A 14,752-nucleotide genomic window follows, 5' to 3' on the forward strand; every position below is an offset into this window, starting at 1 on the left:
CGAAACAGTCACCGCGAAACAGTCACCGCGAGACAGTCGTGGTCGAGCACCACGTGGCAGGCGAGCTGGAGCGCGAAGCGGGTCTGCGGGTCGGACAGATCGGCGTCGAGCGCCTCGGCGATGCGCCTGATCCGGTGGGCCACCGCGTTGGGGTGCAGGTTGAGCAGCTCGGCCGCCCTGGTGCGGGAGCCCCAGCTGTCCAGGTATGCCTTCAGCGTGGGCACCGCGTGGGCGCTGAGCGCCCCGAGGCGTTCCAGCGGGGCGAGCATGTCCCTGGCGGCCACCAGCGCGCTGTCGCTGCCGCTCAGCTCCGCGAGGAGCGCGTGCACCCCGAGCCGGTCGAACCGCACGACCTCCCCGGCCGCGGCGCGAGCGGCGGCCGCCCGTGCCTGCGCGGCCGTACGGCGCAGCCCGTCGGGCCCCTCCTGGCAGGTGCCGAGCCCCGCCCCCACGCCGGACCGGCGCAGCGCCGGCGGCCACTGATTCGGCGGCCGCTGAGAGTTCGGAAGGTTGAGCGTCGTCCGCTCGTCGGCGGTGAGGAGCACGAGCACGCCGTCCTGCCACCGGGTGACCAGCGGCGGCGCGGACAGCTCGGCCGTCCCGCCGGCGCCGAGCGCGCCGGGCCACGCGGCGACGGTGCCGCGCACCTCGCGGAGCACCGGATCCGCCGCACCCGGGCTCATGTCGCCGCCGGGGTCGCGCAGGAAGACCGCGACGTGCCAGCCGTCCACCGGGACGCCCTCGTGCCGGGCGCGGCGGGCGGCGGTGCGGGTGTCCTTGGCGCCGAGCAGGGCCAGCAGCGCGCGCTCGCGGGCCGCCTCCGCCTCCCGCGCGGCCGCCCGCACCCGGCCGAGCGTGGTCGCGACGACCTGGGCGACGATCGCCGCCGCGGGGTCCTCGCCGTCCCAGCACACGTAGCCGTCCGGCCGGCCGCCGACGCGGATCACCGTCGCGTTGGCTCCCGGGTCGGCCAGGCCGGCGACGACGTACGAGACGCCGACGGAGGCGGACGCCGCGCGCAGGATGTCCTCCTCCCCCGCGCCCTCCATCGCGCCGATGCCGTCGATCGCCTCACGCGTACGGCGCAGCAGCAGCCCGGGATCGGCGCGTACGGCCGCGCTGAGACCGAGCACGGTGTCCGACAGCGAGTGGTCGGAGGCGCCGGCGAGCAGCGCGACCCGCTCCCGCCTGGCCAGCTCCACGATCTCCCGCGTCGTGCCCGAAGGGCCGGGCAGCACAATGCCGGCGAGGCCGCCGCGCCCGGCCAGGCGCAGCGCGTCGAGCACGTCGCACGACCGCATGGCGTGCCGCGACAGGATCGCCAGCGCGCCGGGGGCCGCCGTGGTCAGTTCGCGCATCTCGTCGACGAGGACGACGCTGCCGACCTCCCGGGCGTCCCAGGGACCGGCGACGAGCGTCAGCCTGCGGCCCGCGGGCGTCCTGAGAAGGTCACTGACGCGGCGCATCGGGGGCCTCACCTCCGTGGGGGACGCGCGGAGCCGAGGAGGCCGGGGTGTGCAGCACCTCCTCCGCGCGATGACATGCCACTTTACGCCCTTCGACCTCACGCGCCTGCGGTGCCTCCGCACTGCAGCGGTCCACGGCGAGGGGGCAGCGCAGCCGGAACGGGCACCCCGTCGCCGCCGCGGCCGCCTCGGTCCGCCCCGCCGCGCGCGGCGGCTCGCCGCCCATGCGCGGCACCGCGTCGCGCAGCGCCCGGGTGTACGGGTGGGCCGGCCGGGTGAGCAGCTCCCCGGTCGGGCCCGACTCGACGACCCGTCCGGCGAACATGACCGACGACGTACGGCACAGCCGCCCCACGACGCCGAGGTTGTGCGTGATGAGCAGGTAGCCGAGCCCGTGCTCGGCGGCCAGCCGCTCCAGGAGGTCGAGAATTCTGGCCTGCACGGTGACGTCGAGCGCGCTCGTGGGCTCGTCGAGCACCAGCAGCCGGGGCTCCACTGCCAGTGCCCGGGCGATGGCCACCCGCTGCCGCTGGCCGCCGGACATCTCGTGCGGCCTGCGGGCGGCGATCGCGGGGTCGAGTCCCACGTCGGTGAGGAGCGCGGCGATCCGGTCGGCCCGCTCGGCCCTGGACATGCGGTGGTGGGTGGTGAGCGCCTCGGCGATCGACGCCCCGGCCGTCATGCGGGGGTCGAGCGCCTCGCTGCCGTCCTGGAAGACCGGCTGCACGGCCCGGCGGAACTCGGCCCGGCCCGCCCTGCCGAGCCCGGCCAGGTCGCCGGTGCCGTACCGGATGGTGCCGGAGCGGGGGCGCATGAGGCCGAGCAGGGCGCGGGCGAGCGTGGTCTTGCCCGAGCCGCTCTCTCCGATGAGTCCCACTCCGCCCTCGTCCACGGCGAGGCTCACGTCGTGGACCACCGCCGTCGTGCCGTAGGCGAGGGTGACCCCCTCGGCGGCGAGCAGCGTCATGCCCCCTCCTCGGCTTCGTCAGGCAGTGCTTCGTCAGGCAGTGCAGGCACGGTCTCTTCTGGCAGTTCGGGCACAGCGGCGATCAGTTCACGGGTGTAGGGGTCGCTCGGCCGGGCGAACACCTCGGCGGCCGGCCCGCTCTCCACGACGGCGCCGTCGCGCATCACCACGACCCGGTCGGCGATCGTGGAGACCAGCGCGAGGTCGTGGGAGACCAGCAGCACGGCGAGGCCGCGTTCGTCCCGCAGCCGGCGCAGCACCGCGACCACCTCGGCCTGCACGGTGACGTCCAGCGCGCTGGTCGGCTCGTCGGCCAGCAGGACCTCCGCGCCGAGCGCGAGGGCCAGCGCGATGGCGAACCGCTGTGCCTGCCCGCCGGAGACCTGGTGGGGATAGCGGCGCAGGATCTCGGGGTCGAGCAGCACCGCGCGGACCCCCTCCTCGGCCCGCTCCCGCGCGTCCGCGCCCTTGACGCCGTGGCGGGCGAGCGCGCGGCGCATGAGCGTGCCCAGGCGCATGGTGGGGTTGAGCGCGGCCTGCGGGCTCTGCATCACCAGGGCGGCCCGCGACCCGCGGATCTCCCGCAGCCGGGCCGGGCTCGCCGCGAGCACGTCCACGTCGCCGACGGTGATCCGCCCGGAGACGTCCGCGCCGTGGACGAGGCCGAGCGTGCTGAGCAGAGTGGTCGTCTTGCCCGACCCGCTCTCGCCGACGAGCGCCACGCACTCCCCGGCGGCGACGTCCAGCTCGGGCACCGAGGCGATCACCCGGTCGCCGATCCGCACGACGAGATCTCTCACGCTGATCAGACTCATGCGCCCTCCTCGCCTTCGGCTCGGAGTGGCATGCGCCAGACGCTGTGCCTATTGATTCGCTCGCTACGCTCGCTCATCGCGACAGCCTCGCCCTCAGCCCCTCGCCGAGCACGTTGAACGAGAACGCGGTGACCAGGATGGCGAGGCCGGGGAAGGTCACCACCCACCAGTCGGTGGTGAACAGCGACTGGCCCTGCTGGACCATCAGCCCCCACTCCGAGGTCGGCTCGTGGGCGCCCAGCCCGAGGTACGACAGCGCGGCGGCGGTGAGGATGACCCCGCCGCCGTCCAGCGACAACTGGACCAGCACCGGCGTGAGCGAGTTCGGCAGCACGTGCCGCAGCACGATGAGCGGTGCGGGCACGCCCAGGCAGCGCGCCGAGTCCACGAAGCCCCGGGTCGCCACGGACGCGGCGACCGACGCCGTGAGCCGGGCGTACCACGGCCACCAGGTGACCGCGATCGCCACGATCACGGTGGTCACGCTCGGCTGGAGCACCACGGCGAGCGCCAGCGACAGCAGCAGCGCGGGGAAGGCGAGGAAGACGTCGGTCACCCGCATGATCGCGTCGCGGGCCCAGCCGCCGGCGTACCCGGCGACCACGCCCAGGCCGACGCCGACCACGCCGGAGATCGCCAGCACCGCGACGGCGATCAGCAGCGAGGTGCGGGCGCCGAACAGCACCCGGCTGAGCACGTCGCGGCCGACCTGGTCGGTGCCGAACCAGTGGGCGCCGCTCGGCGGGAGCAGCGCCTCCAGGGGATGCGTGGCCGAGCCGCCGTCGTCCGGATAGGGGGCGATCCACGGTGCGAGCAGCGCCGCCAGCACGATGATCCCCAGCAGCACGCCTCCCGCCACCGCGAGGCGGTCCACCCCCGCCAGGTGCCGCAGCGGCGTACGACGGAACGTGGTCACGGCCGGGGCGGTCATCGCGCCCTCACCCTCGGGTCGACCACGCCCTGGAGGAGGTCCACGACGAGGTTGGCGACGACGTACAGCACGGCGACCAGCAGCGTCACCCCGGCGATGGCGGGCGTGTCGAGCGAGCGGATCGAGTCGGCGGCATAGCGTCCGAGACCCGGCCAGTTGAACACGGCCTCCACGAGGAAGCCGTTGACGATCGAGTAGGCGAAGACGAGCGCGATCAGCGACAGCACCGGGTTCAGCGCGGGCCGCAGGGCGAACCGGGTGAGCACCGCGGTCTCGCCGAAGCCGAGCGCGCGCTCCAGCCGGGCGTGGTCGCGCGACGACTCCTCGATGAGTGCTGCCCTGGTCATCTGGGCCACCACCCCGGCCGGGTAGGCCGCGATCACCAGGGCGGGCAGCACCATGTGGGCCAGCGTGCTCGTGAGGATCGGCCAGTTGCCGGTGATCAGCGCGTCCACGGCCGTGATGTTGGTGTAGAGGTGCAGCGGGCTGGTGCGGTCGAGCGACGCGTCGTACTCCCCGGCGACGGGGAACCAGCCGAGCCCGCTGGCGAAGACCGTCTGCAGTGCCAGCGCCAGCCAGAACACCGGCACCGACACGGCCAGCATCGACGACAGCCGAACCGACAGGTCGGGCAGCCGGCCCTTGTAGCGGGCCGCGGCGATCCCCAGCGGGATCCCCACGACCAGCGCGATGATCAGGGCCGCGCCCACGAGCTCCAGCGAGGCGGGGAAGGCCTGGAGGAGGTCGTCGCGCACGGGCTGCCGGGTGTGCAGGCTGGTCCCCCAGTCGCCGCCCAGCAGGTCGCGCACGTATTTCCACAACTGCACCGGCAGCGGGTCGTCCAGGCCGAACCGCCGCCGGGCATCGGCGAGCTCGGCCGCCGTCGCCTTCGGCCCGGCGTACGCCACGGCCGGGTCGCCGGGCACCAGGCGCATGATGGCGAACGTGAGGACGATCACGCCGGCCACGACCAGGACGGCCTGGCCGAGCCGGCGGATCAGATACCTCGGCATGATCAGGCGCCGGGCTTCAGGTCGTAGACGAACACCACGTTGGGATAGGCCGGGTTGTCCACGTATCCCTGGACCGACTTGGAGTAGGCCCGCTGGTAGTTCTGCACGTACGGCACGGCCACCGCGGCCTGCTCATTGATGATCTTGTTCTGGAGGTCGGTGTACGCCTTCTCGGCGGCGGCCTGGTCGGTCGCCGTGAGCGCGGGCAGCTCGTCGATCTCCTTGTCGATCGCCGGGTCCTTCAGGTAGGAGAGGTTGAACTGCACGTCCTTCTCGCTGTGGAACACGTTGATGAACCACGAGTAGGCGTCGGCGTAGTCGGGGAACCAGTACATGACGAAGATGTCCTGGCGCTTCGACGGGTCCTTCGCCTTGCCCTGGTCCCACTGCGTGGTCCACTGCAGCGGCTTGGCCGACAGCTTCACGTTCAGCTTGTCGAGCGCCGACGAGAGCAGCGTGACCAGCAGCTCCTGGTCGGCGTCGCCCTGGGCGTAGGTCAGCGTGAGGTCGAGCGGCTTGCCGCCGGGACCGTAGCCGGCCTCCTTGAGCAGCGCCTCGGCGCCCGCCAGGTCCTGCTTGGGCGTCATCCCGGGGATGTTGCCGAGCAGGCCCTCGGGGACCAGTCCGCTCGCGGCCACGCCCGCGCCCTTCAGCGCCGCCACGAGGCCGTCGTAGTCGATCGCCTTCTGCAGGGCCTGGCGCAGCTTCACGTCCTTGAGCGGGCCGTCGGCCGTGTTGAACAGCACGAGCAGGTTCTGGAACGACGGCGTCTGCGAGGTCTGCACCGTGTCGGTGCTGCCCGCCTGGGCGAACAGCTGCGCGTTGAGCCGCTGGACGAACGACACCTCGCCGCGCTGGAGCAGCTGCCAGGCGGTGGTCAGCTCGGGCGTGACCCGGTAGGCGATCTTCTTGTAGTGGGCGCCGTCCCAGCCGCCCCAGTAGTCGTCGAACGCCTTGAGCGTGAGCTCGGTCTCCTTGCCCTTCTGCCAGGTGTCGATCGTGTACGGCCCGGAGCCCGCGTCGTGGCCCTCGCCGAACCACTTCTTCAGGTCACCGGAGGCGGCCGTGGTGTCGTAGATGTACGACGCGTAGCCGGCCGAGGCGATCAGGTCGAGCGGCGCGGGGTACTTGAGCGTGAACTCGAGGGTCGTGGCGTCCTTGGCCTCGATCTTCTTGACCGCGCCCCAGATGTAGGCGGCGCCCTGGCCCTCCTTGATCGTGCGCTCGATCGAGGCCTTGGCGGCGGCGGCGTCCACCGGCTTGCCGGTGTGGAACTTCGCGCCCTCACGCAGCGTGAAGGTCCACTTCTTGCCGTCGGGCGAGGAGGTCCACGAGGAGGCCAGCCGGGGCTCGGCCTTCTTCGTCTGCGGGTTGTAGCGGGTCAGCGACTCGTAGATGTTCTCCATCGCGATGTTCTCGTTGGAATACGAGCTCGCGGGGTCCCAGTCTGTGACGACATCGAGGTTGGGGACGTACGTGAACGTGTCGTCGGCCGTGCCTCCGGCCGCGCCCGCCGAGGAGCCGGACTGCGGAGCGGAGTCGGCGGCGCCGCGGACCTGCCCGCCCGAGCAGGCCGCGGCGGTGACGGTCACGGCGGCCACGGCCCCCGCGGCGAGAAGTCGCTTGTGCCAGCGCATGTGAGGGAGTTCCTTTCCTATCCGGCCTGCCGGGCGAGGGGGCCGGCGGCCTTGACGTGCAGGCGCACCGCGGGCTCAGGAAGGTAGCTGAGAGGGATCTCACTGAGCTCGACGATCTGAACGGTTGCAGGGTCGGCCCCGGCGGCGACGGCCCGTGCGGCCGCCTCCTCCTTGGCGTTGTCGATCAATCTAGCCCTGGAGCTCCCACCTCCAGTAGCCGGAACGATCGTTTCGATCCTTCCGCTGGCGAGAGCGATGGCCGCGCCCACCGCGTTGGCCACCTCCGCGTGCGCCGGGCGGATCACCTCGCGGGCCCCCGGCACCTCGTCGGCCAGCAGGAACGCGCCGCCGCCGACCGCCACGAGCGGCCGGTCGGCCCGGCCGAGCGCCACCCGGTCCACCGCGTCCGCGACGGCCTCATCGGCCGCCCGTACGGCCTGGGCCAGCCGCTCGCGCCACTCCTCGGGGACGGGACGGGTGCCGACCGTGCCCCGCCCGGCCGCCACCGCGGCGTCGGTCATGGTCGGGGTCGAGCCGCCGAAGACGAGCGCCTCCGTGCCGATGCGGTAGCCCACCGACCGCGGCTCCTCCCCGATGATCGTGCCGCCGCCGAGCGCGATGGACAGGATGTCGGGCATCCGGAAGTTCGTCGTGACGCCGCCGATCTCCACCGCCGCGGCCGACTCCCGCGGGAAGCCGCCCACGAGCACGCCGAGGTCGGTCGAGGTGCCGCCGACGTCGGCGACGATCGCGTCCGTCACGCCCGACAGGTACGCCGCGCCGCGCAGCGAGTTGGCCGGCCCCGAGCCGATGGTCAGCACCGGATAGCGGGCCGCGTAGTCGACGGCCATCAGCGTGCCGTCGTTCTGCGCGAAGAACGTCTCGACCTCCAGGCCCCGCGCCGTGAGGGCCTCGCGCAGCGCGGCGGTGACATCGCGGGCCACGCCGTACAGGGCGGCGTTGAGCACGGTCGCGTTCTCGCGCTCCAGCAGGCCGAGCGAGCCGATCTCGTGGCTGAGGCTCACCGGCACGTCGCCGACCTCGGCCCGGATGATCTCGGCGACCGTGTTCTCCTGGTCGGCGCTCGCCGGGCTGAAGACGCCGGCGACGGCGATCGCGTCGGCGGGCGTCGTGGCCACGAACTTCCTCACCGCGTCCACGTCGAGAGGCGCGATCTCACGGCCGTCGACGAAGTAGCCGCCGCGCACGATCGCGGTTCCGGCCGCGACCGTGTCGCGCAGGTCGCCGGGCCACTCGCTGAGCGGCGGCACGGACGTGGTCGCCGGGGCGCCGAGCCGCAGCACGGCCACCCGGCCGAGCGCGCGCCGCTCCAGGATGGCGTTGGTCGCGTGGGTGGTGCCGAGCATCACCCGCTTCACCCGCTGTTCCATCGCGGGGTCGGGCAGCTCGGCGAGCACCGCGTCGAGCGCGGCACGCAGGCCCTCGGTCACGTCGGGGCTGGTGGGCCGCTTGGCGGTCGCGATGACGCGGTCGTCGTCGTCCAGCACCACGGCGTCGGTGTTGGTGCCGCCCACGTCGATGCCGACCCGCAGCGTCGTACGGTGTTCTCCGGTCCGCTCGCTCATGCGATCTTCTCCACCGGCAGGTAGTCCATGTCGTAGCCGAACGCCCGCGGGCCCGCCGTCTCCAGGCCCTTCGGCGTACGCCACAGGGGGTCGCAGGGCCAGGCCAGCACGGTCACCCGCTGGCCGTACCGGAGCCCCTCGGTCTGGATCGCCGTCGCCGTCTGGCTGTCGACCACCGTGATCAGGTCGGGCACCATGGCCCTGACCCGGCCGTCCTCGACGGCGACGAGGTTCTCGTTCTGGATCTCCAGCGTCAGCGTCCTGCCCCGGTCGTCGCCGGTGCCCTCGATCGTCGCCGTGCCCCGGGCGAACCCGCCGGTGGTCCTGCGCTCCAGGTCGGCCAGCTTGCCGGAGATGAGCCGTACGGCGCCGAGCTCCGCGGTCAGGGTGGCCAGCGGGTCGGCGGCGCCCTCGGTCGCCCGGCCGACGGCGATGGCCCGGCTCACCGTGCCCTCGATCACCGCGCCCTCGCACTCGCGCGCGGTCAGCACGTAGTCGGCCATCAGGGCGCTCGATCCCGCCGCCACGCAGACCGCACGGGCGATCCGCTCCGACCACAGGCCGTCGACCGGCCGGATCGTCACGACGTTGCCGACGACGTCGGTCATGACCACGAGGTTGGCCGGGATCCCGGCCACGTACATCGAGACCATCTGGACCTCGGGGAACGCCCGGCCCATCGCGTCGGCGTCGAGCAGCGGCAGCCCCAGCCTGGCCGCCCAGGCGACCGGGGCGACGCCGTTGCCGCCGCCGATCTCCGAGGACATGACCGCGGCGGGCGGCCGGCCGAAGATGCGCTCGATCTCCTCGGCGATCCTCACCGGCTCGTCCGAGCCGTGGACCATCTCGTTGCTGACGGTCGGTGCGCCGATTCCGGACAACGGCAGCACGAGGGCGTCGTCGGGCAGCTCGTCCAGGGTGATCAGCGGCACCTCGCCGTGCTCGCGTATCGCGCGCCGGGCGGCGATGGCGCCCGGGCGGACGTCTCCGCCGCCGCCGGTGCCGAGCACCGCGCAGCCGCGAGCGAGCGCGGCGACGTCCTCCAGTGTGATGCGGGCCTGCATGCGGGGGAGCCTTCACCACCGGGCGGTCCTGCATCAATGTCACCGGCGACCATCAGTCGGACATTTGTTGTCGTATCACGACAACAGCACGCTTGCCGGAATCAGCGCAGCGGGTCGAACTCCCGCAGGACGGCGGGCTGCTTGCCGGTGGTGATCTGCTCGGCGAGGAGCCGTCCGGTGGCCGGGCCCTGGGCCATGCCCCACATGCCGTGCCCGCCGGCCACGTAGATCCCCGGGGCGCCGGTCGCGCCGATCAGGGGCCGCCCGTCCGGCGTGACCGGCCGGGGTCCGACCCACACGTCGGTGCGCTCCTCCCAGCGCACGCCCCGCAGCAGGGGCCGGGCCGAGGCGATGATCGCCCGCAGCCGGGCCTCGACGGCCGGAGCGTCCGGGTCGCGGAACTCCATCGTGCCCGCGACGCGCAGCCCGCCCTGGTAGGGCGTGCACGCCACCCGCACGTCCGGCAGGTAGATGGGGCCGGGGACGGGGTGGTCCACCGGCACGGTGAACGAGTAGCCGCGGCCGGCCCGCACGGGGACGCGTACGCCCCACCGGCCCGCGAGCCGCGACAGCCACGCGCCGGTGGCCAGCACCACCGCGTCGGCGGACAGGGCGGCGCCGTCCCGGCCCGCCACGACGGCCTTCCCTGCGTCGCCACGCACGTCCGTGACCTCGAAGGTCTCCACGGCCGCGCCCCGGGCGACGACGGCCTCGCCCAGCGCGTGCACGAAGCGGCCGGGATCGACGTAGCGCTGCCCGTCGATCCGCACGCCCGCGGTCAGCGCCTCCGAGGCGAGCGGCACGGCCTCGGCCAGCCGCCGCGCGTCAAGCGCGGTGTGGTCGACCGGCTGCCCGGCCTCGGCCATCCTGCGCAGCTCGTGGAGCAGGCCGACGGCCTGGCGGGGCGTACGGAACCCGGCCGTGATCGGCGCGTCCTCCACAGGGGCGGCCACGCCGTTGGCGGCGAGCACCTCGTAGGCCTCGATGGACTCCTCGTTGAGCGGCAGGTTGGCACGCACGGCCCGGGTCCACGACGACCAACGGCAGTTGGCGGCGAAACGGGTCAGGAACGCCCACAGCCCCGGATCGACGGTCGCCGGGACGTGCAGCGGCGCGGCCGGGTTGAGCAGCGAGCGCAGGCCGTAGCGCAGCACCGAGGGCTCGTTCAGGGGGATGGCCAGGCCGGGCGCGATCCAGCCCGCGTTGCCCCAGGACGCGCCGGCCGCCACGCCCCGGCGGTCGACCACGGTGACCTCCACACCGCGTTCCTGCAGGAACCACGCGGTGGACAGCCCCACGATCCCCGCGCCCACCACGACGACCGACCGCGGCCACGCGTCGACGCGCTCGGACATGCCCCACCTCCACACAGGACGACTGCTTGCCCGGCCAGCATCACCCGTACGGCGCCGCGCGCCGTTGTAGCGGACGCACAATCGAGGCGCTCCTGTTGTGGATTCCGGACAGCCCGCTACTCGTCCTCGGCAGCCAGCGTGATGACCATGGCGAGGCGCTTGCGCGGGTCGTCCAGGTGCAGCGGGGTCACCTCGCTCATCCGGCGCAGGCGGTTGCGGACGGTGTTGGCGTGCACGCCGAGCCGTTCGGCGGCGGCCACGAGATCGCCCTGGGCCTCCAGCCACGCCCGCAGCGTCGCCACGTAGTGGGTGTCGTGGAGGGCGTCGTGCCGGCGCAGCGCGCTCACCGGCCCGCGCGCGGGGACGCGGCCCGCCCGGGCCGCGGCGCGCAACCGCTGGAGCAGGATGTCGTCCCACGACTCGTCGTAGGCAGGCGGCTCGGCGCGGTAGGCGTCCCTCTCGTGCAGCGCCAGGCACTCCTCCGCCTCCCGGCGGCTCGCCGGCAGCTCCGCCGCCTGGGCCGCCGCCCCGATCCCGGCCGCGACGCGCACCCTCGGCGGCAGCCCGGCCGCCAGCGCGGCCACCCACTCCCGTGCCGCCTCCGCTCCCGCGCCGGGCAGGAGCGTGTAGAGCGTGTCGCCGAGCAGCGCGCTCCTCCCGGGCCTGGACCAGCCGAACCCGGTGGTGGCCTTCTCGAAGGCCAGCAGGAGCATGGCGTGCGGCTCCTCGGAAGTGTGAGTGCGCACCGCGACGACCCGCATCTCCCGCGTGGGCAGCCCCAGCCGGCTGACCACGGTCGCCGCGTCGGCGGTGCCCTCCAGCAGCCGTACGACCAGGTCGGACTCCACCTGCCGTTCCAGGTCCGCGCTCGCCCGGGAGCGCAGCAGGTGCAGCGCCACGGTGCGCGCGCCGTTCGCCAGCGCGGTGTGCCGCGCGCCGGTCAGGGGGCTGCCGCACGTCACCCACACCGACCCGAGCAGCTCGCGGCCTGCCCGCACCGCCACCGCCATCCGCCCGGTCATGCCGTGCGACGGGTCCGGCTCAACGAAGATCGGCTCGTCCGTCGCGGTCAGGCGGGCGAACACCCCGCGCTCCCGGAATGCCTCGCGCAGCCGCTCCGGGACCTGCCGCACCAGGATCGTCTCCAGCCGGGCCGGGTCGCCCGCCTGCTGCGACCGGGAGTACGCGAGCACCCGCGAGAGCGGATCCTCGATGGTCACGGCCCCGCCGACGGCGTCCGCCAGGCTGTCGGCCAGCGCGAACAGGTCCGTGGGCCCCCGCCCCGACTCGGTCTCCCGCCCTTCGAGCACCAGCCCGTAGACCACGCCGACGAGGTGGCTCCAGGAGACCGCGGGATCGACGAGCAGCACCGCCACGTCGTTGCTCTCGCCGGCCACGGCGGCCTCGCGGGCGGTCTCGGCGCCCGCTCGCACCAGGACCACCGCGGCCTGCGCCGCGACCGCCCACCGCACCGCCTCGGTCACCGACCCGGCGCCCACGGCCACGAGCACGTCACCGGTGACCCGGCCGTCGGTGGCGTCCGGCATCGCCACGCTGCGCAACCGCGCCGAGCGCCTCTCGGGCCGCCCGCACAGCCGCACGCCGTACGCGCCCAGCACGTTGACCAGGCGATCCAACGTGATCATGCGTTACTCCCGCACCGGACCGGACCCCGTGGAACGCCGAAGGCCCGGTCTCCGTTTTCCGGAGGCCGGGCCTTCGTCTCTTGGTAGCGGGGACAGGATTTGAACCTGCGACCTCTGGGTTATGAGCCCAGCGAGCTACCGAACTGCTCCACCCCGCGTCGTTGTGTTTGAATCTTACCCCCTGTCGGGAGCGGGTGCCAAATCGTTTCCCGCCCTTCGACGCTCACGCCGACGCCGAAACATCGTGCATCAGCGGAACAGCGGCCACATGCTCACCTGACCTACCACAGCACGTCACGGACATCCGGGCCTGTGTCATGGGTGCGCAGCCACCCGGAACCATACCGATCCCCCGGCGTCGTCCTGATGGGCGCCCCAGGCGACGGCGAGCAGATCCACGAGCCACAGAACCTCGTGCTCCGTCGTCGCCGGCGTCAGGCACACGCATCACAGGTGTGCTGGTGACCGAGCCGCCGTCGACCACCTCCACATGCACGGCCGCGGGGGTGCGCACCATCCAGACCACCACCCGCCCGTCCGCGGCACGGCCCGAGTCGGTGTGCGCGACCGCGTTGGTGACCACCTCGCTCAACAGGAGCAGCACATCATCGAGGACCGAGGCCGCGACCTGCCCGGCCAGCAGCCCCCGCGCCCACTCGCGGGCCGCCGAGACGGACCTGTTTACTTCGTGGAACTCCCGCCACGTGCCGTACGACGCATCGCTCCTGGTCCCGGCGCTGTGCCCGCCAGTTCTCACGGGGACACCTCCGCCAGGATGACGTCGGCGACGTTGCGGGCGCGGGCGACGACCCAACCGCTGCGCCGCCACAGCCGAGCCCACCAGGGCCGCCAGGTGAAGACCCAGCCGCGACGGCGCCGGACGGCGAAGAAACGGATCCGGCCACCCGCATCTAGACTGCCTCTGCAATATCGGGCGGACGATCGGTTGAACAGCCCGAAAAATCAAGGGTCATGACATAACGCGGTCTGTTCCGAGCTGAGCATGGAATAACGAGGCGGAAAAAAGGTGGAATTTTCATCCAAGTCAGGAGAGAATTCGATGGAGGTTGTGCCGTCCCTCGATCCCGGATTGGGCCTATCCTGAGCCCGTATCCGTCAGGATGATCGAGGAAGCGAGACAGGCATGGACCTGGGCGCTGCGCTCTGGCGAAAGTCATCGATCTCCGGTGACAACGGTGGTCAGTGTGTCGAGGTGGCGACCAACCTGCCCGGCACGGTGGCCGTACGCGACAGCAAGGACCCCGGCGGCCCGAAACTGCTCTTTACTCCCACTGAGTGGCAAGCCTTCATCGCCGGTGTCAAGGCCCGCGAGTTCGACTTCCCGGCCTGATCTCCGCTCCCCAGGCGACTCCCTCACGCTGCCACCGCCGATCGTAGGCGGCCCGAACGAGACAGGCACCCTGACGGAAGTGGATCGGCCCACAGGGCATAGATAGGCTGGGCATTCTTTTCGTCACGGCCGGCTATCCGGACGTCCACCTCGCCGACATGACGCTCGCCGAGGCCGTGCGAACACAGCTAGAACGTGTTCTACATGAGCAACGGCAGCGCGAACGCCTGGAGAGCCACGGTTTCGCCCCCATCTCCAGGCTGCTGCTCGTCGGGCCGCCCGGGACCGGCAAGAGCATGAGCGCCGCGATGCTCGCCCGTGAGCTGAGCCTTCCGCTGTTCACCGTCCGCTTGGACGGACTGATCAGCAGGTTCATGGGACAGACCGCCTCCAAACTGCGGCTGGTCTTCGATGCCGCAGCCCGCAATCGAGCCGTCTACCTGTTTGACGAATTCGACGCAATCGGCGCGGAACGCCGCATTGAAGGAGATGTCGGCGAAGCCCGGCGCATACTCAACAGTTTCCTGCTATTTCTGGACGAAGCGCGACCGGAAAGCCTAGTGGTGGCGGCCACAAATCATGCGGCGATCTTGGATGGCGCACTATTCCGTAGATTCGACGCGGTCATTACCTATGATGTGCCGAGTGCAGAACAAGCTATCGAGGTGCTGCGCCGGAGGCTGACGTCGATGAACACGGCAGAAGTGGACTGGGACGATCTGATGGGTCATGTCGGCGACCTCAGTCACGCCGAACTCGTGCGAGCGGGGGAGATCGCCGCCAAGGACGCGATCCTCGCTGGTGATGATGCACTCTCCACCCTCGCACTGAGGTCGGCGCTCGACGCGCGCCGCGCTGCCCGGCATGGGTGAGCCCAATAGGCCCACGTTCCGCCGCCTTCCCCACCTGATCGTCCCGGGC

Annotated in this window: 13 protein-coding genes and 1 tRNA gene; 2 read left to right on the top strand and 12 right to left on the bottom strand. The window is 72.5% G+C overall.

The window, feature by feature from the left end; translation table 11 throughout:
* Positions 1–8 precede the first annotated feature (8 nt).
* From OHB01_RS03915 to OHB01_RS39825, 12 genes are all read right to left on the bottom strand, one after another.
* Complete coding sequence (locus OHB01_RS03915) at positions 9–1,466, bottom strand: PucR family transcriptional regulator (RefSeq protein WP_142650667.1); 1,458 nt, start codon at positions 1,464–1,466, stop codon at positions 9–11.
* Positions 1,450–2,433, bottom strand: a complete 984-nt coding sequence (locus tag OHB01_RS03920) for an ABC transporter ATP-binding protein (RefSeq protein ID WP_142650668.1) — start codon at positions 2,431–2,433, stop codon at positions 1,450–1,452. The genes OHB01_RS03915 and OHB01_RS03920 overlap by 17 nt, the downstream gene beginning before the upstream one ends.
* Positions 2,430–3,248, bottom strand: a complete 819-nt coding sequence (locus OHB01_RS03925) for an ATP-binding cassette domain-containing protein (protein ID WP_147945315.1) — start codon at positions 3,246–3,248, stop codon at positions 2,430–2,432. The genes OHB01_RS03920 and OHB01_RS03925 overlap by 4 nt, the downstream gene beginning before the upstream one ends.
* A 73-nt stretch (positions 3,249–3,321) precedes the next feature.
* The gene (locus tag OHB01_RS03930; protein WP_142650670.1) at positions 3,322–4,179 is read right to left on the bottom strand and encodes an ABC transporter permease; all 858 of its coding nucleotides are present in this window, start codon (positions 4,177–4,179) and stop codon (positions 3,322–3,324) included.
* Positions 4,176–5,192 (bottom strand): ABC transporter permease, encoded by a 1,017-nt coding sequence (locus OHB01_RS03935; RefSeq protein WP_142650671.1) that lies wholly within the window; start codon positions 5,190–5,192, stop codon positions 4,176–4,178. Before OHB01_RS03935 ends, OHB01_RS03930 begins: the two co-directional genes overlap by 4 nt.
* A gap of 2 nt (positions 5,193–5,194) precedes the next feature.
* Positions 5,195–6,829 carry an ABC transporter substrate-binding protein gene (locus OHB01_RS03940; protein ID WP_142650672.1) on the bottom strand — a complete coding sequence of 545 codons (1,635 nt, stop codon included), beginning with the start codon at positions 6,827–6,829 and terminating at the stop codon, positions 5,195–5,197.
* Positions 6,830–6,846: 17 nt separating this feature from the next.
* Complete coding sequence (locus OHB01_RS03945) at positions 6,847–8,415, bottom strand: hydantoinase/oxoprolinase family protein (protein WP_147945316.1); 1,569 nt, start codon at positions 8,413–8,415, stop codon at positions 6,847–6,849.
* Entirely contained in the window at positions 8,412–9,479 is a 1,068-nt protein-coding gene (locus OHB01_RS03950) for a DUF917 domain-containing protein (RefSeq protein ID WP_142620277.1), read from the bottom strand. Before OHB01_RS03950 ends, OHB01_RS03945 begins: the two co-directional genes overlap by 4 nt.
* Before the next feature lie 101 nt (positions 9,480–9,580).
* Entirely contained in the window at positions 9,581–10,834 is a 1,254-nt protein-coding gene (locus OHB01_RS03955) for an FAD-dependent oxidoreductase (RefSeq protein ID WP_328854940.1), read from the bottom strand.
* A 116-nt stretch (positions 10,835–10,950) separates the two neighbouring features.
* Positions 10,951–12,480: a PucR family transcriptional regulator gene (locus OHB01_RS03960; RefSeq protein ID WP_142650675.1), complete on the bottom strand. Its 1,530-nt coding sequence runs from the start codon at positions 12,478–12,480 to the stop codon at positions 10,951–10,953.
* A gap of 81 nt (positions 12,481–12,561) precedes the next feature.
* Positions 12,562–12,638 (bottom strand) — tRNA-Met (locus OHB01_RS03965).
* Between the two features lie 65 nt (positions 12,639–12,703).
* The gene (locus tag OHB01_RS39825) at positions 12,704–13,321 is read right to left on the bottom strand and encodes an ATP-binding protein (RefSeq protein WP_419197565.1); all 618 of its coding nucleotides are present in this window, start codon (positions 13,319–13,321) and stop codon (positions 12,704–12,706) included.
* 303 nt (positions 13,322–13,624) lie between these two features.
* Here OHB01_RS39825 and OHB01_RS03975 point away from each other — a divergent pair, with 303 nt between their 5' ends.
* On the top strand, positions 13,625–13,831 hold the full coding sequence (locus OHB01_RS03975) for a DUF397 domain-containing protein (RefSeq protein ID WP_142650677.1): 207 nt from the start codon (positions 13,625–13,627) through the stop codon (positions 13,829–13,831).
* Between the two features lie 158 nt (positions 13,832–13,989).
* On the top strand, positions 13,990–14,703 hold the full coding sequence (locus tag OHB01_RS03980) for an ATP-binding protein (RefSeq protein WP_328854942.1): 714 nt from the start codon (positions 13,990–13,992) through the stop codon (positions 14,701–14,703).
* The last annotated feature ends 49 nt before the right edge of the window (positions 14,704–14,752 follow it).

The sequence above is a fragment of the Microbispora hainanensis genome (assembly GCF_036186745.1).
Lineage (GTDB): Bacteria > Actinomycetota > Actinomycetes > Streptosporangiales > Streptosporangiaceae > Microbispora.

Excerpts from the sequence above, each read along its gene's own strand:
- OHB01_RS03915 (WP_142650667.1), bottom strand. The coding sequence starts at position 1,466 with ATGCGCCGCGTCAGTGACCTTCTCAGGACGCCCGCGGGCCGCAGGCTG.
- OHB01_RS03920 (WP_142650668.1), bottom strand. The coding sequence starts at position 2,433 with ATGACGCTGCTCGCCGCCGAGGGGGTCACCCTCGCCTACGGCACGACG.
- OHB01_RS03925 (WP_147945315.1), bottom strand. The coding sequence starts at position 3,248 with ATGAGTCTGATCAGCGTGAGAGATCTCGTCGTGCGGATCGGCGACCGG.
- OHB01_RS03930 (WP_142650670.1), bottom strand. The coding sequence starts at position 4,179 with ATGACCGCCCCGGCCGTGACCACGTTCCGTCGTACGCCGCTGCGGCAC.
- OHB01_RS03935 (WP_142650671.1), bottom strand. The coding sequence starts at position 5,192 with ATGCCGAGGTATCTGATCCGCCGGCTCGGCCAGGCCGTCCTGGTCGTG.
- OHB01_RS03940 (WP_142650672.1), bottom strand. The coding sequence starts at position 6,829 with ATGCGCTGGCACAAGCGACTTCTCGCCGCGGGGGCCGTGGCCGCCGTG.
- OHB01_RS03945 (WP_147945316.1), bottom strand. The coding sequence starts at position 8,415 with ATGAGCGAGCGGACCGGAGAACACCGTACGACGCTGCGGGTCGGCATC.
- OHB01_RS03950 (WP_142620277.1), bottom strand. The coding sequence starts at position 9,479 with ATGCAGGCCCGCATCACACTGGAGGACGTCGCCGCGCTCGCTCGCGGC.
- OHB01_RS03955 (WP_328854940.1), bottom strand. The coding sequence starts at position 10,834 with ATGTCCGAGCGCGTCGACGCGTGGCCGCGGTCGGTCGTCGTGGTGGGC.
- OHB01_RS03960 (WP_142650675.1), bottom strand. The coding sequence starts at position 12,480 with ATGATCACGTTGGATCGCCTGGTCAACGTGCTGGGCGCGTACGGCGTG.
- OHB01_RS03975 (WP_142650677.1), top strand. The coding sequence starts at position 13,625 with ATGGACCTGGGCGCTGCGCTCTGGCGAAAGTCATCGATCTCCGGTGAC.
- OHB01_RS03980 (WP_328854942.1), top strand. The coding sequence starts at position 13,990 with ATGACGCTCGCCGAGGCCGTGCGAACACAGCTAGAACGTGTTCTACAT.